Origin of the sequence: Kribbella sp. NPDC050820 (assembly GCF_040653975.1) — a bacterium.
Taxonomy (GTDB): Bacteria; Actinomycetota; Actinomycetes; order Propionibacteriales; family Kribbellaceae; genus Kribbella.
Genome location: NZ_JBFAHB010000005.1, coordinates 135065 through 153156 on the forward strand (window position 1 = coordinate 135065; position 18092 = coordinate 153156).

19 protein-coding genes are annotated in these 18092 nt (G+C 69.6%); 5 read left to right on the forward strand and 14 right to left on the reverse strand.

The window, feature by feature from the left end:
- Positions 1-31 precede the first annotated feature (31 nt).
- From AB0H36_RS07190 to AB0H36_RS07215, 6 genes are all read right to left on the reverse strand, one after another.
- Complete coding sequence (locus AB0H36_RS07190) at positions 32-1033, reverse strand: proline racemase family protein (RefSeq protein WP_360517951.1); 1002 nt, start codon at positions 1031-1033, stop codon at positions 32-34.
- Positions 1030-1932: a dihydrodipicolinate synthase family protein gene (locus tag AB0H36_RS07195; protein WP_360517954.1), complete on the reverse strand. Its 903-nt coding sequence runs from the start codon at positions 1930-1932 to the stop codon at positions 1030-1032. The genes AB0H36_RS07190 and AB0H36_RS07195 overlap by 4 nt, the downstream gene beginning before the upstream one ends.
- Positions 1929-3653, reverse strand: coding sequence for an FAD-dependent oxidoreductase (locus AB0H36_RS07200; RefSeq protein WP_360517957.1), 1725 nt, complete (start codon positions 3651-3653; stop codon positions 1929-1931). Before AB0H36_RS07200 ends, AB0H36_RS07195 begins: the two co-directional genes overlap by 4 nt.
- Positions 3650-4810, reverse strand: a complete 1161-nt coding sequence (locus tag AB0H36_RS07205; RefSeq protein ID WP_360517960.1) for an FAD-binding oxidoreductase — start codon at positions 4808-4810, stop codon at positions 3650-3652. The genes AB0H36_RS07200 and AB0H36_RS07205 overlap by 4 nt, the downstream gene beginning before the upstream one ends.
- Before the next feature lie 64 nt (positions 4811-4874).
- Positions 4875-5459 carry an XRE family transcriptional regulator gene (locus tag AB0H36_RS07210; protein WP_360518218.1) on the reverse strand — a complete coding sequence of 195 codons (585 nt, stop codon included), beginning with the start codon at positions 5457-5459 and terminating at the stop codon, positions 4875-4877.
- Between the two features lie 35 nt (positions 5460-5494).
- Positions 5495-6544, reverse strand: coding sequence for an SDR family oxidoreductase (locus tag AB0H36_RS07215; protein ID WP_360517963.1), 1050 nt, complete (start codon positions 6542-6544; stop codon positions 5495-5497).
- A gap of 71 nt (positions 6545-6615) precedes the next feature.
- Between AB0H36_RS07215 and AB0H36_RS07220 the strand changes: the two genes are divergently transcribed.
- Positions 6616-7476 (forward strand): LysR family transcriptional regulator, encoded by an 861-nt coding sequence (locus AB0H36_RS07220; RefSeq protein ID WP_360517966.1) that lies wholly within the window; start codon positions 6616-6618, stop codon positions 7474-7476.
- Here AB0H36_RS07220 and AB0H36_RS07225 read toward each other — a convergent pair.
- Entirely contained in the window at positions 7467-7649 is a 183-nt protein-coding gene (locus AB0H36_RS07225; protein WP_132210089.1) for a DUF3099 domain-containing protein, read from the reverse strand. The genes AB0H36_RS07220 and AB0H36_RS07225 overlap by 10 nt on opposite strands.
- A gap of 1 nt (position 7650) precedes the next feature.
- On the reverse strand, positions 7651-8100 hold the full coding sequence (locus AB0H36_RS07230) for a MarR family transcriptional regulator (protein WP_360517970.1): 450 nt from the start codon (positions 8098-8100) through the stop codon (positions 7651-7653).
- Between the two features lie 123 nt (positions 8101-8223).
- On the opposite strand from AB0H36_RS07230, the gene AB0H36_RS07235 reads away from it, so the two are divergent.
- Complete coding sequence (locus AB0H36_RS07235; RefSeq protein WP_360517973.1) at positions 8224-9450, forward strand: MFS transporter; 1227 nt, start codon at positions 8224-8226, stop codon at positions 9448-9450.
- A 13-nt stretch (positions 9451-9463) separates the two neighbouring features.
- Positions 9464-10279 carry an aldo/keto reductase gene (locus tag AB0H36_RS07240; protein ID WP_360517976.1) on the forward strand — a complete coding sequence of 272 codons (816 nt, stop codon included), beginning with the start codon at positions 9464-9466 and terminating at the stop codon, positions 10277-10279.
- Positions 10280-10294: 15 nt separating this feature from the next.
- Here AB0H36_RS07240 and AB0H36_RS07245 read toward each other — a convergent pair whose 3' ends face one another.
- Positions 10295-11035 (reverse strand): sortase, encoded by a 741-nt coding sequence (locus AB0H36_RS07245; RefSeq protein ID WP_360517979.1) that lies wholly within the window; start codon positions 11033-11035, stop codon positions 10295-10297.
- 1 nt (position 11036) lies between these two features.
- Positions 11037-11990 (reverse strand): hypothetical protein, encoded by a 954-nt coding sequence (locus AB0H36_RS07250; RefSeq protein WP_360517982.1) that lies wholly within the window; start codon positions 11988-11990, stop codon positions 11037-11039.
- A gap of 358 nt (positions 11991-12348) precedes the next feature.
- Between AB0H36_RS07250 and AB0H36_RS07255 the strand changes: the two genes are divergently transcribed.
- Positions 12349-13056, forward strand: coding sequence for a TetR/AcrR family transcriptional regulator C-terminal domain-containing protein (locus AB0H36_RS07255; RefSeq protein ID WP_360517985.1), 708 nt, complete (start codon positions 12349-12351; stop codon positions 13054-13056).
- Here AB0H36_RS07255 and AB0H36_RS07260 read toward each other — a convergent pair.
- The 3 genes from AB0H36_RS07260 to AB0H36_RS07270 are packed head-to-tail and all read right to left on the reverse strand — an operon-like array spanning position 13053 to position 16393.
- The gene (locus AB0H36_RS07260; protein WP_360517988.1) at positions 13053-14318 is read right to left on the reverse strand and encodes a dihydrolipoamide acetyltransferase family protein; all 1266 of its coding nucleotides are present in this window, start codon (positions 14316-14318) and stop codon (positions 13053-13055) included. The two genes, AB0H36_RS07255 and AB0H36_RS07260, sit on opposite strands and share 4 nt — an antisense overlap.
- Complete coding sequence (locus AB0H36_RS07265) at positions 14315-15301, reverse strand: alpha-ketoacid dehydrogenase subunit beta (protein WP_360517991.1); 987 nt, start codon at positions 15299-15301, stop codon at positions 14315-14317. The genes AB0H36_RS07260 and AB0H36_RS07265 overlap by 4 nt, the downstream gene beginning before the upstream one ends.
- Positions 15302-15304: 3 nt before the next feature.
- Positions 15305-16393 (reverse strand): thiamine pyrophosphate-dependent dehydrogenase E1 component subunit alpha, encoded by a 1089-nt coding sequence (locus AB0H36_RS07270; protein ID WP_360517994.1) that lies wholly within the window; start codon positions 16391-16393, stop codon positions 15305-15307.
- Between the two features lie 198 nt (positions 16394-16591).
- Between AB0H36_RS07270 and AB0H36_RS07275 the strand changes: the two genes are divergently transcribed.
- Positions 16592-17080: an Lrp/AsnC family transcriptional regulator gene (locus AB0H36_RS07275; protein ID WP_360517997.1), complete on the forward strand. Its 489-nt coding sequence runs from the start codon at positions 16592-16594 to the stop codon at positions 17078-17080.
- Here the strand turns inward: AB0H36_RS07275 and AB0H36_RS07280 are convergent.
- Positions 17077-18048, reverse strand: coding sequence for a LacI family DNA-binding transcriptional regulator (locus AB0H36_RS07280; protein ID WP_360518000.1), 972 nt, complete (start codon positions 18046-18048; stop codon positions 17077-17079). The two genes, AB0H36_RS07275 and AB0H36_RS07280, sit on opposite strands and share 4 nt — an antisense overlap.
- Positions 18049-18092: the final 44 nt, after the last annotated feature.

Genomic DNA, 18092 nt, shown 5'->3' on the forward strand with positions numbered 1-18092 from the left:
CTCCCGAGCGGGGCAAGCACCAGGACGACGGTCAGAGGGTGAAGCCGGTGGGGAAGGGGTCGTCGGGGTCCAGGAGGTACTGGGCCATGCCGGTGATCCAGGCTCGGCCGCGGACGGTCGGTACGACGCCTGGGCGGTCGCCGACTGTGGTTGCCTCCAGCAGACGGCCGGTGAAGGACGTGCCGATGAACGACTCGTTGACGAAGTCCACACCCAGCTCGAGCTCACCGCGCGCATGCAACTGCGCCATCCGCGCGCAAGTCCCCGTGCCGCACGGGGAGCGGTCGAACCAGCCGGGATGGATCGCCATCGCGTTGCGTGAGTCGCTCCCGTTCCGACCGGGCGCGGTGAACTGGACGTGCTTGCAGCTGTGGATGCCCGGGTCCAGCGGGTGCACCGGCCGGTCGGTGGCGTTGATCGCGGCCATGATGTCGAGCCCGGCCTGGAGGATTCGGTCCTTCTCGGCCTGGTCGAACGGGATGCCGAGCTGCTCCAGCGGCAGGATCGCGTAGAAGTTCCCGCCGTACGCCATGTCGTAGGTGACCGTGCCGAGGCCGGGAACCTCCACCGTGGCGTCGAGAGCGTGACTGTACGCCGGGACGTTCTGCAACGTCACGTGCTCCGCCCGGCCGTTGCTCACGGCAACGTCCACGACGACCAGCCCGGCCGGGGTGTCCAGCCGGACCTTGGTCACCGGCTCGGTCACCTCGACCATGCCCGACTCGACCAGCACGGTGGCGACGCCGATGGTGCCGTGACCGCACATCGGCAGGCAGCCGGACACCTCGATGTACAGCACTCCCCAGTCCGCGTCGGAGCGCGTCGGCGGCTGCAGGATCGCGCCGCTCATCGCCGAGTGACCGCGCGGCTCGTTCATCAGGAACAGCCGCAGGTCGTCCAGGTGCTTGAGGAAGTACTCGCGCCGCTCGGCCATCGTCGTACCGGGGATGACGCCGACGCCGCCGGTCACGACGCGGGTCGGCATCCCCTCGGTGTGCGAGTCGATCGCGGTGATCGTCCGGACGGACCTCATCGCAAGCTCTCCACTGCCTTCTTCATGTCCTGCTCCAGCTGGGCGACGTGCTCGGGGACCAGCGGGCCCCGCGGCGGGCGGCACGGGCCGCCGTACCGGCCGACGTAGTCCATGCCGTACTTGATCGCCTGGACGAACTCGACCCGCGAGTCCCACCGGAACGCGGCCACGAGCGGCTCGTAGAGCGCCCGCGCCTCTTCCAGCTTGCCCTGTACGGCGAGGTCGTACAAACGCACCGACTCCTTCGGGAACACGTTCGGGAACCCGGCGAACCAGCCGGTCGCCCCCATCAGCAGCGCCTCCAGGGTGAGGTCGTCGGCGCCGGCGATGACGGCCAGGTCCGGGGCCAGCTCGCGGATCTCCAGGATCCGGCGGACGTCACCGGAGAACTCCTTCACCGCGACGATGTTGTCGAGCTGCGCGATCTCGGCGAGCAGGTCCGGGGTCAGGTCGACCTTGGTGTCGATCGGGTTGTTGTAGACCATCACCGGCAGCCCGGCCTTGGCGACCTCGCTGAAGTGGTGGATCACCTCGCCGCGGTTCGCCCGGTACATGGTCGGCGGCAGGCAGAGTACGCCGTCCGCACCGTCCTCGGCCGCCTTCTCGGCCCACGCGCGGGCCTGGTGCGCGCCGACGCCGTGCACGCCGACGACCACCACACCGTCGTCGCCGACGGCCTCGATCGCGGTCTTGGCGACGGCCCGGCGCTCGTCGTCGGTCAGCGACGAGTACTCCCCCAGCGAGCCGTTCGGGCCGACGCCACGACAGCCGTTGTCGACCAGCCAGCGGCAGTGCTCGGCGAACTTGTCCAGGTCCGGCCGCAGCCCGGCGGGCGCGCTCGCGTCCTCGGCGTACGGCAGTGCGGTGGCGACGATGACGCCGTCCAGCTTCTCGGTCACAGTTCCTCCTCGGTCGGCCCGGCCTGGGCCTCGGCCAGATCGCGCAGCCGGACGGGCACGGCGATCGGTCGTTTCATTGATGGATCGGGTACGTCGTTGGGCCCGGCCAGCTCGGCGACGGTCCGCGAACAGACCCGCCCCTGGCACAGCCCCAGTCCGGCCCGGCTGGTCAGCTTCAGCGCCCGCCCGTCGGCCACACCCCGCTCGGCGACAGCCTCTTCGATGTCGGCCCGCGTCACTTCCTCACACCGGCAAACCACGGTCTCCGGCCCACTCCACGCCCGCCACCCGCCCCGCACCGGGTAAGCCTTAGCCAACGCAACCGCAAACCGCCGGCCCTTCACTACCTTCTTGTAGGCCCCTTGGGATACCGCCTGGCGGGCTGCGGCGGCGCCTGCTACTCGGCCTTCGGAGGCGGCGAGATCGGCGCCTCCGATGCCGGTCAGCTCGCCGGCTGCGTAGACGCCTGGGGTGGTGGTCTGCTGGTTGGCGTCGACGACTACCGCTGGACCGCCGTCCGGTCCGGTGGTCAGCTCGCACCGGGCCGACACCACCAGCTCCAGCTGAGCGTTGAACCCGAAGCCAAGACAGACCGCGTCGACCTCGACACGGCGCTCGGTGCCCGCGATCGGCATCCAGTCCGCGTCCACCCGCGCGACGGTGACCGCCTCAACCCGCTCGTCGCCGTGCGCGGCGATGACCGTCGAGCCGTGCTTCAGCGGGATGCGGTGCCGGGCGAGCAGGACGCCGTACCCGAGCGCCTCGCGAAGCTTGCCGGTAGCAACCAACGGGTCGGTAGCCCAACCGCGGCGGACAGTCTTGATGCTGTTGGCTTCGAGCAGCGCAACGACCTCCGCACCGACGCCGACCAGCGACTCGGCTACCGGCAGAAGGAACGGTCCGGTGCCGGCCACCAGCACGCGCTTCCCGACGGCGACCCGTTGACCCTTGGCCAGCGCCTGCGCCGCGCCGGCGCTGTAGACACCCGGCAGATCCCAACCAGGGAAGGGAAGCACGCGATCGTAGGCGCCGGTCGCGAGCACGATCGCCTTCGCCTCGACCGCGAACAGCTCGCGCCCCACGCTGTCCGCCGGCCCGCGCTGCACCCAGAGTTTGTTCCCCTGCTCGAGCGCCCACACCGAGGTCTCCGCCAGGTGAGTGATCCGAGGATGCGCCGCGAGCCGGTCCCGCCTCGCCACGAAAGCCTTCCACCCATGTTGAAAGAGCTCAGGCCGCTCGCCTGCAAGCGCCACCTGCCGATTGAACTGCCCACCCACAGCCGGCGCACTGTCAATCAGCAGCACACTCACCCCAGCATCCGCAGCAGCCAACGCCGCCGCGACGCCGGCCGGCCCACCCCCAACCACCGCAACCTCAGCCACCCACGGTGGGGTGGTGCGGTGCACCGCAGCACCCGCCGACGGAGCGTCCCGGCTCGCCTCCCCTGCCTCACCCGGCCCGGAGGGCCGGGGCAGCTCCGCACCTTGTTGGGTGGTGATTTCGTCGCCGTTGTGGAGGAGTCTTTGGCAGGCGCGTACGTCGGGGGTGCCGTTGACTACTACCAGGCAGTCGTGGCAGGCGCCGATGCCGCAGAAGACTCCGCGCGGGCGGCCGTTGACGCGGGTGGTTCGCCACGAGTCGCGGCCCCTGGACAGGAGTGCGGCGGCGACTGTTTGGCCGGGCTTGGCGTTGATCGACTCGCCGTCGACGGTGATCTTCATGAGGCGAGCACCGCCGGCCGGTCGACGCGAAACGGGTCCGCAGGGATGTGTGGAACGAGGCCAAGGAAGAGCTCGGTGACGAGGCGGCCGGTGGAGGCGGCCAGCCCGATGCCGGCGCCTTCGTGGCCGGTCGCGTGCCAGAGGCCGGCGATCCGCGGGTCCGGCCCGATGACCGGCAGGTGATCGGGTGCGTACGGCCGGAAGCCGCCGTACGTCCGCATCACTGGCACTTCTCCGAGGAACGGGAACAGCCCGACCGCCTTCCGTGCCAGCTCCCGCAGTACCTGCACCCGGATCGAGTCCTCGAACCCGATCCGCTCGCGGCTCGACCCGATCAGCACGGTCCCGGCCCGCGTCGACTCGACAACTGTCGACGTCTGCAGCTCGGCGTCCCCGCTCCCGACCGCGCCGACGTAGTCCGCGTCGTACACCTTGTGCCGCACGCACTCCGGCAGCGGCGCCGTCACGAGGATCATCCCCCGCCGCGGCAACACCTGGATCGGCGCACCGGCAGCAGCACCAAAGGCCCCCGCCCAAGGCCCGCAAGCGTTCAGCACCGCACCACAAGCGATCTCGCCATCAGACGTCGACAGACCGACAACCCGACCCGCGACCGTCCGCACCCCGAGCGCATCGACCCCCGACCGCACCGAGCTCCCACGATCCCGTACGGCGGTCAGCAAGGCCGTCGCCGCCAGCACCGGCTGGAGCTGCGCGTCGTCGGGATAGTGCACCCCGATCGTCACCTTGCGCGTGAGCAGCGGCTCGAGCTCGAACGCCTCCGCCGGCGTGATCACTCGCGCGTCGACACCGGCCGCCTGCTGCTTGGCCGCGAACTCCTTCAACGGCCCCGGATCGGTCGTCGCCACGACGACCCCACCCTTGGATTCCCACTCGACATCCGCGACCCGCTCCGGCAGCCGCGCGAGTACGGCGCCCCACTCGGCGCGCGACGCGATCGCCAGCTCGAGCTCGGGGCCAGGCTCCTTGTCAGAGACGAGCACGTTGCCCTCGCCGGACGCCGTCGTACCGGCGGCAACGGCGTCGCGGTCGACCACGACGACCTTCACACCGGCCGCGGTCAGCGCCTCCGCGCAGGCCGCGCCGACGATTCCAGCGCCCACGACAGCCACGTCGGCCGTCGCAGTTCCGGGCATCGCAGCATCTCCTTGCCGTTCAGTAAAATGAACGATACGGCGTGAGACCCGCTGCGGTCAACGGTCACCCCGGGAGATGCGGGCTGCCGGGCGTGACCGGGTGGGCGTCCGGCGGATACTCGAGCAGCAGGACCGACCGCACCGGCCCGTCCAGCGCCTCGTACTCGTGCGGTCCGCCGGCCCGGAACGCCAGGTAGTCGCCCTCGCCAAGCTCTTCGGTCCGGCCCCGCGACGTGACTCGCAAACGCCCGCTGAGCACGATGTGGTGCTCGGTTCCGGGATGCCCGGCCGACTGCTGGACGGCGCCGACCCGGACCTCCTGGTTGTAGATCTCGAACAGCCCGCCCGGGTGCTCCAGCCGGCGCAGCATCCGCAGGTCGATCGCCTCACCGGACAGCACGTCGATGTCCGCGGACCGCACCAGCACCAGGTCCGCGCTCGGCGCCTCGCTCAGCAGCGCCGACACCGGTACGCCGAGAGCGTTCGACAGACTGAACACCGTCTCGATCGTCGGGTTGCCCGCCCCGGACTCGAGCTGGGACAGCGTGCCCTTCGCGATCCCGGACCGCCGGGCCAGTTCGGACAGCGAGATGCCCTGCTCGTCCCGCCGCGCCCGCAGATTCGCCCCGAGCAACCGTCCCGCACCCATCGCCGCCACAGCCGGAGCATGCCATACCGGTTGGATCAGGGAATGATCCGGCGGCGTCGCAGGTCCGCGAAGATGCCGAAGAACATCTCGTCGGTGGCGACGTACTCGTGGAAACCGGCCCGGCGGGACTTGGAGGAGTCGGCGAAGAAGTCGTAGTCCCAGCTGAAAACGAAGTCCGCGAACGGCCACGACGAGACCTCCGCGTACGACGTCGCCGCCAGACCGTGCGTCGCCTGCAACTGCTTCCACAGCGGCTCTTTGTCGGACATCACGTCCTGCAAGGACATCTGCAGCGGCGGCGCGACCTCGAGCCCGAACCAGCCGGCCAGCTTCGGCCACAGCTCGTTCCACCGGAACAGGTCGCCGTTCGTGATGTTGAACGCCTGGTTCGCCGCCGCCGGCGCGGTCGCCGCCCACACCGTTGCCTTGGCCAACAACCCGGCGTCGGTCAGCTCGAGCAGCGCGTCGTACGCGCCGGGTTTGCCTGGGAACCGCAGCGGTACGCCGAGCTCCTTCGACATCGACGCGTAGACGGCGATCGCGACAGCCAGGTTCATCGGGTTGCCGAGCGCGACACCGCCGACGACGGACGGGCGCAACGCCGACCAGGTCCAGGACTTGCCCTGCTGCCGCTGCTCCAGGAACTGCTGCTGGTCCACGTTGAACTCCGGCGGCAGGTGCGGCGGGTCGTCCTCGCGAGCCGGTGTCTTGAACGGTCCGAGGTGCGCGCCGTATACCTTGTAGCCCTGCATCAGGCTGACGTGCTGCAGTCCGCGGGCGACCGGCTCGATCGCCTCGACGACGTTGACCAGCATGGCGAGGTTCGGCGGCACGAGTTCGGCCCAGGTCGGGCGGTCCTGGTAGGCGACGTAGAACATGTGCGTCACCTCGGTGAGGCCGGCGAGCTTGTCGCGGGTGTCGTCCGGGTCCAGCAGGTCGACGGCAACGTGCCGGACCCGAGGCCCGTCCACCCCACCGCGGCGAGACAGCCCGACGACCCGCCAATCACCCAGCGACGCCAGGTGCTCGACCAGATTCGTCCCGATCACGCCGCGCGCACCGACCACCAAAGCAACCTTGTCCATACTCGACAGCCTTGCTGACCTGCGGTGATTATTCCAAGGCATAGTTTTCACCGAAGCCATAAGCTGAGTTCATGACGACGCTTCGGCAGCTCGAGTACCTGGTGACCGTGGTCGACCAAGGATCGTTCACGAAGGCCGCCGAGCTGCTGCACGTGACACAGCCGGCGTTGTCCCACCAGATCCGCACCCTGGAGCGATCCGCCGGCGGGCCATTGCTCGAACGGCTGCCGCGCGCGGTCCGGCTGACCCCGACCGGCCGCGCGATGATGCCGCACGCTCGCGCCGCGCTCGCCGACGCCGAACGAGCCCGCTGCGCCGCACGTCAGGCCGCCGGGCTCGAGGTCGGTGAGCTGCAGATCGCCACGCTGTACTCGTTCACCCTTGGAGTGCTGCCGACCGCGCTCCGCCGGTGGCGGCTGAGCCATCCCGACGTGGGCATCCGGCTGTTCGAGCACCGCCACACCGACGAGCTGATCGAGGCGATGTACGCCGGCCAAGCGGATCTCGCGGTCGGTCCCGAGCCCACCGGCTGGACCGGCCAGACCTTCACCCTCGGCACCGAGGAACTCGTCGTCGTACTCGCCGCCGACGACCCCGCGGCGCACGGCTCAACGATCGCCCTGAAGGAGCTCGCCGGCCGCGCGTGGGTGCACTACACACCCGGCCACGGCCTGGGCGACGTACTCGATCTCGCTTGCGCACAAGCAGGTTTCGAGCCACGCGTCGCCGTACGCACCGAGCAGACCGCCGCGGCGCCGGCACTGGCGACCGCCGGACTCGGACCGGCTCTGGTGCCCGACAACATCCTGCCCGCAGGCTTCGAAGGCCACGTGCTCCGCCCCGATCCCCCGGTCTGCCGAACGCTGACGGCCTACACCCGCGGCGAGCCCGACCCCCTGGCCGCAGCCTTCATCAAGGTCCTTCAGTCCTGACCCCAGTTGGCGACGATCACGGCGATCGGGGGCAGGACGGCGGCGACCGCGCTCATGCCGATTGCGACCGGCACCGAGAACAGGCGTACGACGAACCACGCCAGGCCGATCAGGACCAGGCAGCTGCCCATCAGCCAGTAGTAGAGCTTGCGGTTGTCGTACCGCCGGGCCATCTCAGACCTTCAGCGACAACTTGCCCAGGGCGTCGACCAGCGGAGCTAGCTCGGGCAGATCGGCGGCCTTGTCCAAGGCGGCCGTGAGTACGGCGTCGTGCGTGGGCTGAGCCTGGTCGAGCAAGTCGCGGCCGGCCTCGGTGACCTCGGTGTAGATGCCGCGCCGGTCGGTCGGGCACAGGTACCGCTGCAGCAGCTTGCGGTCCTCCAGCCGGTTCACCAACCGGGTCGTCGCGGACTGGCTGAGCACGACCGCGTTCGACAGCTGGTTCATCCGCAGGTGGTAGTCGTCCTGCCGGGCGAGCACGTCGAGCACGCTGTACTCGCTCACGGACAGCCCGTGCTGCTTCTGCAGCGCGCGCTCCAGCTCGTCCTCGATCCGGGCATGCAGGGCCGCCAGGGTTCGCCACCCCTGCGCGCGCGCCTCCGCAGCGTCGTCCGGCAGTCCCATCACGCCTCCACTTGAACTTTACGATTGCATGCGCAATCATAACGCTTATGCAATAGCCCGCGTCTGCAACTATCGCACACGCCGGTAACAGTCACCAGACTACATTCGAGGAGTCACCCAGTCATGCCCTCAGCCCTCCTGGCGCCGCCCGCCAATCCCCGAGCGAAGCGAGGGGCTCTTCTGGCTTTGGCTTTAGGTGCTTTTGGGATCGGGACCACCGAGTTCGTCATCATGGGACTGCTGCCCGAGGTCGCGACCGACTTTGGCGTCAGCATTCCGTCCGCCGGTCTGCTCATCTCCGGCTACGCCCTCGGCGTCGTGGTCGGCGCACCGCTGCTCACCGCGATCGGGTCCAAGGTGTCCCGCAAGACCGTCCTGGTCGCACTGATGGGCGTGTTCATCGCCGGCAACCTGCTGTCCGCGATCGCACCGACGTACGGCGTCCTGATGACCGGGCGGATCGTGGCCGCGCTGGCCCACGGCGCATTCTTCGGCGTCGGCTCGGTCGTCGCCGCCTCCCTCGTCCCGAAAGCCAAGGAGGCCAGCGCGATCGCGCTGATGTTCACCGGCCTGACCGTCGCGAACGTGTTCGGCGTCCCTGGCGGTACGGCGCTCGGCCAGCAACTCGGTTGGCGATCGACCTTCTGGGCCGTCACCGCGCTCGGCGTGATCGGCCTGCTCGGCATCATCTTCCTCGTCCCGCGGGAGACCACCTCCGAAGGACCGGGGCTGCGCAGCGAGCTGGCGGTGTTCAAGAATCTGCAAGTATGGCTGGCGCTCGCTATGACCGCACTCGGGTTCGCCGGCGTGTTCGCGTCGTTCACCTACATCGCGCCGATGATGACCGAGGTCGCGGGCTTCTCGTCCGGCGCGGTGACCTGGCTGCTGGTGCTGTTCGGCGGTGGCCTGGTGGTCGGCAACCTGCTCGGCGGCAAGGCGGCCGACCGGGCGCTGATGCCAAGTCTGTACGGGATCCTGGCGCTGCTGGCCGCCGTACTGGTCGCGTTTGTGTTCACCGCGCATGGGCACGTGACCTCAGCGGTGACGATCGCGGTGTTCGGGGCCGCCGGATTCGCCACCGTGGCGCCGCTGCAGAAGCGGGTGATGGACAAGGCCGCGGGCGCGCCGGCGCTGGCGTCGGCCGCCAACATTGCCGCGTTCAACCTGGGGAACGCGATCGGTGCCTACCTCGGTGGGCTGACCATCGAGCACGGCCTCGGCTATACAGCGCCCAACTGGGTCGGCGCCGCATTGGCTGCCTCCGGCCTGGCCGTCGCACTCGTCTCCGGGCTCCTGGACCGCCGCCGCCGTACCGCTGCCGTCGACCAGCCCGTTCTCACCACCGTCTGAAGGAAGAAGACTCATGAAGCTCAACAACGGCGTGGAGATGCCCCAGGTCGGGTACGGCGTCTTCCAGATCCCCAACGACGAGACGGCAACCGCCGTGACCACCGCGCTCGAAGCCGGCTACCGCAGTATCGACACGGCTGCGGCGTACCAGAACGAGGCCGGCGTCGGTCAGGCCCTGGCTGATTCAGGCATCGAGCGAGGCGAGCTCTTCGTCACCACGAAGCTCTGGAACGCGGATCAGGGGTACGAACGCACCCTGCGCGCGTTCGACCGGAGCCTGTCGCTGCTCGGACTCGACTACCTCGACCTCTACCTGATCCACTGGCCGACCCCGGCGCGCGACCTGTACGTCGACTCCTGGCGGGCGATGGAGAAGCTGTACGACGAAGGCCGGATACGCGCGATCGGTGTCTCCAACTTCCAGCCGGAGCACCTGGACCGGCTGGCGAAGTCCGCTGACATCGCGCCGGCGGTGAACCAGGTCGAACTACATCCCTACCTGCAGCAGGCCGACGTACGCACGTACCACAACGACTTCGGGATCCGGACCGAGGCGTGGAGCCCGCTGGCGAAGGGGGGCTCGCTGCTGACCGAGCCGGCGATCGAGGCGCTGGCCAAGGAGCACGACCGCACTCGCGCGCAGATCGTCCTGCGCTGGCACCTCCAACTCGGCCACATCGTCATCCCCAAGTCCGTCACCCCGTCCCGGATCGCCGAGAACCTGGACGTCTTCGGCTTCACCCTCACCAACGACGACCTCGACTCCCTGGCAACACTCGACCGCAACGAACGCACCGGCCCGCACCCAGACGAGTTCAACGCGGTCTAGTGCGTCGTCCGGCGCCTACCTTTTCGGTACGGCGATGACGACGGCGTTGCTGAGGTACGCCGTTCCGTCCCAGTCCTCGCAGGTCACCAGGACCAGGCGTCCCGGGACGCTCTGGCTGAAGAGCTGCGCCGCCTGCCCTGCCAGCGCCTTCTTCCGGTACGTCGTGACCGATGAGACCACGTAGTTGAGAGTGCCGCGGCCGGTGGTCACCGCGACCGCGTCACCGGCGGAGAGCTCGTCGAGGTCGTCGAACGCGCCACCACCGTCGTGGACGGTGTGGCCGGTAATGATGGCCGAGCCCGTGGCCGCGCCGGGCGCGGCGCCGTCGGACCACCAGCCGACGAGCAGCGGGTTGGCCGGCGGGATGAGGGTGCCGCCGCGCGCGCGGATGCTGAGCACCCGGGCGGAGATCCCCAGGCTCGGCACCGACACCCTGACCGGGTTGCCTGGCCGGGCCGGCGCCGTACTCCGGGTCTCCGGCGGTGGCGGCGTCTTGCTCGGGGCGGCTGTCGACGACCGCCTCGGCGACGGTTGCGCGGTCGGCGGCTGAGCCGACGACGCCGGCGGTACGACGGACGTCGTACCCGCAACTGTTGATGTCGGAGACGGCGAACCGGCCGCGGTCTGCGGCCGGTCCCCGTCACTCTTCAGCTGGATGTAACCGCCAGTGGCGAGCAGCGCAGCGCCTGCCGCCAGGGCCCCGATCGTCCACCACGACGAACGAGCGCGGCCCGGGCGGCGACGCCTCGCGGACATGTCAGGCAGAGTGCTGACCGCGCGTCTGCCGGGACTTCAGGACACCGGCGAACACCAGCACACCGCCGAGCATGAGCAGGGCGATGCCCCACGCGCTCTGGCTGCCGGCGATCGCGGACATGTTCTTCAGGCCACCGGACTGACCCGCGTCGACCTCGGTCGGGATCGCCACGGTCGGCGTGCTGGAGCTCTCCGTCGGGGAGACCGACGGCGACTCACTGGGGGTCTCCGAAGGCGTCTCGCTGGGCGTCTCCGAGGGGGTCTCGCTCGGCGTCTCGGAAGGCGTCTCGCTCGGGGTCTCCGAAGGCGTCTCGCTCGGCGTCTCCGAGGGGGTCTCGGACGGCGTCTCGGAAGGCGTCTCGCTCGGGGTCTCCGAAGGCGTCTCGCTCGGCGTCTCCGAAGGCGTCTCGGTCGGCGTCTGCGTCGGGGTCTCGGTCGGCGTCGGGGTCGGCGTCGGTGTCGGCGTGGTGGTGACCTGCTTGACGCAGAAGGTCACGTGGCTGATGCCGTAGTACTTGCCGTTGTTCGAGTTCACCGGGGTGTGCAGCCCGGAGTCCCCGGTCGAACCGGCCGGCCGGTAGTCGTAGAAGTTGGCCGCCGGGCCACCCTTCATCAGCGCACCGAGCACGACGCCGCCGCTGGCGGTGAACGTGACCTGCTGACCACCGGTCTGGTCACCGGGGTGGTCGGGGTCGTCCTGCGCCAGCGTGGTCGTGGACCAGCTGACCGTCACGCCGTCCGCGGTCGCCTGACCCGGCGTCGGCGGGTCGAACTTGATCTCGGTCGAACCCGGGATCACGTTCTCGCAGTTCGGGTTGCCGTCGATGATTGAGCCGCTCGCCGAGGCCGACGGCGCCATCGCGAGCGTGACGCCGCCCAGCACGAGTGCGAGCGCGCCGGCGCCGCCGAGCAGCGCCACCACGCGGGACCGCTTCGCCTGTCCGCGTGCGTCCACCGATGTTTCGTTCACTATCTTCCCCATGTCTGTGGCCGGTCATATGACCGGCAAAGTCGTCGGCGGTCCCCCGGAGCCATCCCCGGCCGAACCAGGAGTCGTCGATCACCGGCCCTGCGCCGGTGGCCCATCGTCGTCCTCAGACCGACATTCCCCTCCGGCCTGCCCCTGCAAGGATCGATGGACCCACGCATTCTGGTGGTCCCGCGTTGCCGCGCGCAAGTAGGAGGTCCACGACTCGCCGTGTTCCTTACGTTTTGCAACCGAACCGTTTCCCACCCTGACAGAAAGTAGTTGCCTATTGCCACTAACACAGTGTTTTAGTTCGTGAAACGCCGTATTCGCTATGCTCGGCCGGATGGCACGCGAGGCGGACCTGAAGACGGCGCTCGGATCGGTGTGGTTGCGGGCCGATCCGGAGGCGACGCGAGCGCCGTTGAGTCGTGACGACATCGTGCGTACGGCGGTCAAGGTGCTGGACCGCGACGGGCTGGAGTCGTTCTCGATGCGGCGGATGGCGGCCGAGCTCGGCACCGCCGCCACGTCGGCGCTGTACTGGCGGATCGCGAACAAGAACGACCTGCTCGAGCTCGCTGTCGACGAGGTGCTCGGTGAGGCCTTGGTTCCCGCGGAGCGTGGTGATTGGCGCGACCAGGTGACCGCTCTCGCGACGGCGGCGTACGAAGCCTTGTGGGCGCATCCGTGGGCGACACAGTTGCTGGCGTCGCACGCCGGGCTAGGCCCGAACTACCAACTGCTGGCCGAGCGGATCCTGAACGTGCTGAGCTCAGCCGGCTTCCGAGGCGTGCACCTGGACGCTGCGGTTTCGGCGGTCTTTCACTACCTGATCGGTGCGGCCGTGACCGATGCGGCGTGGACGGCGACAGTACGGCGGAGTGGGCTGACCGAGCGGGAGTGGGCGTCGGCCGCGGGTGAGCAACTCGGCGTGGGTGCGGCGAGTCTGGCGGCGTACCTGAGCCGGGAGAACCTGGCCGGCCCGGAGGCCCGCTTCACCAGCGGGCTCCGGGCCGTGTTGGTCGGCTTGCGGCCACGACAGTTGTCCTAGAGGTCGGCGAAGACCGACGCCGGGTTCTCGAAGGCGTCGGCGACGAAGCGCAGGAAGGCGGCCGCGGTGCCGCCGTCGCAGACGCGGTGGTCGAAGACAAGCGACAGTTGGGTGAGCTTGCGGATCGCGAGCTCGCCGTTGACCACCCACGGGCGGTCGATGATCCGGCCGACGCCGAGGATCGCGACCTGCGGGTGGTTGATGATCGCCGCGCTGCCGTCCACGCCGAAACTGCCGTAGTTGTTGAGGGTGAACGTCCCGCAGGACAGCTCGTACGGCGTCAGCCGGCCGGCGCGGGCGGTCTCGGTCAGGCGCTTGATCTCGGCGTCCAGCGCGCGCGTGGGCAACCGGTGCGCGTTCTGGACCGCGGGTACGACGAGACCGCGGTCGGTCTGCGCGGCCAGGCCGAGGTTGATCCCGTCGTACTGGACCAGTTCCTCGCGTTCGGTGTCGACGAATCCGTTGAGCTCCGGGAACTTCTGCAACCCGGCCACCACGAACCGCGCCATCAACGCAAGCAACCCAGGGCCGGCATCCTTCGCCGACCGCAACGACTCCCGCAGCTCCACCAGCGCGGTCGCGTCCACGTCCACCCAGGTCGTGGCCTCCGGAATCTCCGCCCGGCTCCGGCTCAGGGTCGCCGCCACCGCCTTCCGGAACCCGCTCAGCGGCTCGCGCCGCAACTCCGCAAGCCCAGTCCGCGAGCCAACCTCCGGCGCCTTTTCGAACCGCTGAGCGATCGCCGCCTCCACGTCCCGCCGAACGATCAGCCCACCGTCACCCGACCCCACCAAACTCCTGAGGTCCACCCCGGCATCCCGAGCCATCCGTCGCACCAACGGCGAAATCACCAACGGCACCTCGCTCTTCGGAGGATTGTTGCCATTGGGCGGCACCGATGTTCCGGAAACCGCCGGACCGCGCGGCCGGCGACGCCGCCCCACACCGGCGCCTTCACCGGTTCCGTAGCCGATCAGGACGTTGCCCGAGCCGGCCTTCTCCTCTTCGCGGTACGTCGTCCCCGCATCGACCTCCGCGATGGTGATCAGCGGCTTGCCGACCGGGATCACCGTGCCCGGCTCGCCGTGGAGCTCCTCGACGACTCCGGCGTACGGCGCGGGGAGCTCGACCACGGACTTGGCGGTCTCGACCTCGGCGACCGGGGCGTCGACGGTGATGACGTCGCCGACCTTGACCAGCCAGCGGACGATCTCGGCCTCGGTCAGCCCCTCACCGAGGTCCGGGAGCAGGAAGGTGTTCACGAGTCCTCCCACTGCAGGTCGTCGACGGCGTCCAGGATGCGGTCCACGCCGGGGAGCTGGTGCTTCTCCAGCTTCGGCGGCGGGTACGGGATGTCGAACCCGGTCACCCGCCGGATCGGCGCGGCCAGCGAGTGGAAGCACTGTTCGGTGATCCGGGCAACGATCTCCGACGACACACTCGCGAACCCGCTGGCCTCCGCTACCACGACGGCCCGGCCGGTACGACGTACCGCCGCAGCCACCGTCTCGTCGTCGAACGGCACGATCGACCGCAGATCCACCACGGTCAGCTGCCGCCCCTCGGCCGCCGCTACCTGCGCCGCCTCCAGAGCGACCGGCACCGTCGGCCCGTACGCGATCAACGTCGCGTCCGCGCCTTCCCGCCGTACGACGGCCGTGCCGATCCCCGGCTGGTCCTCGGTGAGGTCGACCTCCTCCTTGGCCCAGTAGAGCTTCTTCGGCTCCATGAACACCACCGGGTCCGGGAACTCGATTGCCCTCCGCAACAAGGTGTATGCGTCCGCGACCGTCGCCGGCGCGACCACGGTCAGCCCCGGGGTGTGCGCGTAGTAGCTCTCGGAGGAGTCGCAGTGGTGCTCGACCCCGCCGATGCCGCCGGCGTACGGCATCCGGATCACCATCGGCAGGGTGACCCGGCCGCGGGTGCGGTTCCGCATCTTGGCGACGTGCGAGACGATCTGCTCGAACGCCGGGTACCCGAACGCGTCGAACTGCATCTCGACGACCGGCCGCATCCCGTTCATCGCCAGCCCGACCGCCATTCCGATGATCCCGGACTCGGCCAGCGGGGTGTCGAAGCACCGGTCCTCGCCGAACTCCGCGGTCAGCCCGTCGGTGATCCGGAACACGCCGCCGAGCGCGCCGACGTCCTCACCGAACATCAGCACGCTGTCGTCGGCCTTCATCGCGTCCCGCAGGGCCTGGTTCAGCGCCTGCGCCATCGTGATTTTCACGTGCGTCATCGCTCAGGCCTCCTCTCGCGCCAGCTCGTCCCGGAGGAACGCGGCCTGTTCCCGCAACTGCCGGGTCTGCGTCGTGTAGAGGTGCGCGAACAGGTCCGCCGGATCCACCTCAGGCTCCGGCATCAGACCGTCGCGCAACTGCTGTGCGACCTCGTCCGCGACGGTCTCGGCCCGTCGCCGTACGTCGTCGTCCAGCAGGCCCTGCTCAGTCAGATAGGTCTCGAGCCGCTTGATCGGATCGCGCTCCAGCCACGGCGTCACCTCGTCGTCCTGCCGGTAGCGGGTCGCGTCGTCCGCGTTGGTGTGCGCCTGCACCCGGTAGGTGTGCGCCTCGACGAGCTGCGGGCCTTCGCCCGCGCGCGCCTTGTCCACAGCCTGTCCGAGTACGGCGAGCAGCCCGGCCAGATCGTTGCCGTCGGCCCGCTCTCCGGGAACGCCGTACCCGATCCCCTTGTGGGCCAGGGACGGCGCGACCGTCTGCCGGGCGAGCGGGACGGAGATCGCGTACTCGTTGTTCTGGATGAAGAAGACGACCGGCGTGTGGAAGACGGCGGCGAAGTTCAGCGCCTCGTGGAAGTCGCCCTCGCTGGTCGCGCCGTCCCCGCAGAGCGCCATCACCACGGTGTCCTCGCCCTTGAGCCGGGCCGCGTGCGCGACCCCGACCGCGTGTGTGAGCTGGGTCGCGAGCGGCGTCGCCTGCGGCGCGACCTTGCGGGCGTACGGGTCGTAGCCCGAATGCCAGTCACCGCGGAGCAGGGTGAGCGTCTCGATCGGGTCGACACCGCGGCTGACGATCGACACCGTGTCGCGGTACGTCGGGAACAGCCAGTCCCCCTCGCGCAGCACCATCGTGGCCGCGACCTGGCAGGCCTCCTGACCGTGCGACGAGGGGTAGACGGCGAGCCGGCCCTGCCGGACCAGCGCGCCGGCCTGGTCGTTGATCCGGCGCCCCTTGATCAACTGAACGTAGCCGTCGACCAGGACTTCCTCGGTGGGCAGCCGGTACGACGGGTGGTCGTGCGGGAGCCCGTCCTGGTCGATCAACCGGACAGGTTCCGCGGAGGGGAGCAAACGCTCCTCGACGAAGCTCATCGACGTCCTCGCTTCGCTCCGGGCGCCGATGAGGCGTGGAGTAGGCAGTGCTTGTCGATGAACTCGCTTCGCTCGTTCATGTGACCCTCCATGGCAGGAGACGGACGGTGGCCTCATCGTCGTACTTCTGGTCAATCTGATCCAGACCTGGAAAAATCACGAGACGCTTGGCCCAGTCCCCCCAGCCCGAGGAGCAGAATGTCCGACGACGTGATGGTCAGCCCGCCGGTGCCTGGACAGATGGTCGTCGCCCCGGCCCTCGACGAGATCGACCGGCAGATCGTCGAGGCGCTCGGGCGGGACGGACGGCTGTCGATCCGGGCGCTCGCCGACCAGGTGCACATCTCCCGCGCGAACGCCTACGCCCGGGTCGAGCGGCTCACCACGACCGGCGTGATCACCGGGTTCACCGCCACCGTCGACCCGCTGAAGCTCGGCCTCGCGACGTCGGCGTACGTTACGCTGAGTCTCCGGCAGAGCTCCTGGCGGACGCTGCGCGAACAGCTGCAGGCGATCCCCGAGGTCAAGCACATGGCGCTGGTCGGCGGCGACTTCGACGCGATCCTGCTGGTCCGCGCCGCCGACAACGAGCACCTCCGCCGGGTCGTCCTGGAGAAGCTCCAGGCCATCCCCGAGGTGCTCGCCACCCGCACCGCCCTGATCTTCGAGGACGTCGGCACGCTCTAAGGACAGCCGCAGGACCGCCGGACGATCAGTTCGGCCGGATACGTCACTTCCTCGACGGCTTCCTCGCCGTCCACCAGCCGGCCGACGGCGTCCCGTGCCATCAGCTCCAACGGCTGCCGTACGACGGTCAGCGGCGGCCAGCTGTACTCCGTCTCTGCAGTCCCGTCGAACGCGACCACCGCCACATCCTCGGGAACCCTCAGCCCGGCCTCGTGAATCGCCCGCAGCACCCCGATCGCCTGCAGGTCCGAGCTGGCGAAGATCGCCGTCGGCCGATTCGTTGCCGCTAGCAACTCACGACCGGCTTCGTGACCACCGCTCCGGCTGAAGCTCGCGCGAACGATCGGCCCTTCTTCCAACCCAGCCTGCGAAAGCGCGTCCCGCCACCCGAGCTCGCGCTCCGGCCGGCGACGACCGCCGATGACCAGGCCGATCGTGCGATGACCGTGCTCGATGAGGTGCTCGACACCGCGACGGGCGCCGTCGCGGTACTGCGGCCGGACCGACGAAGCATGCGGCAGAACGCGGTTGATCGCGACTACCGGCACGTCGACACCGTCCAGGTCCGGGTCCTCGGTCGGCGCGACCAGGAGCAGGCCGCTGACCCGCCGTACCAGGAGTTCGGCGAGCTTTGCCTGCTCGGTCGCCGGGTCGCCGTCAGCGCTGGTCTGCAGAACGACGTACCCGCGGGCCGCGGCCTCCTTGTCGATCGCCTTCGCGAGCTCCGCGAACAGCGGGTTGCCGCCGTCCGGGGTGATCAGGCCGAGGGTCCGCGTCGTGCCCATCCGGAGCGCGCGGGCGGTCGCGTTCGGCCGGTAGCCGAGGACGCGGATCGCCTCCAGAACCCGCTCCCGGGTCTCCGGCGCGACCGGTCGCGGGCCCTCGTTCACCACGTAACTGACGACCGCGGTGCTGACCCCGGCGTACTCCGCCACGTCGTTGCGGGTGACTGGGGTGGCCTTGGGCATGTGCCGATAGTACGACCTTGACCGCTGCGGAAAGCGATTGCTAG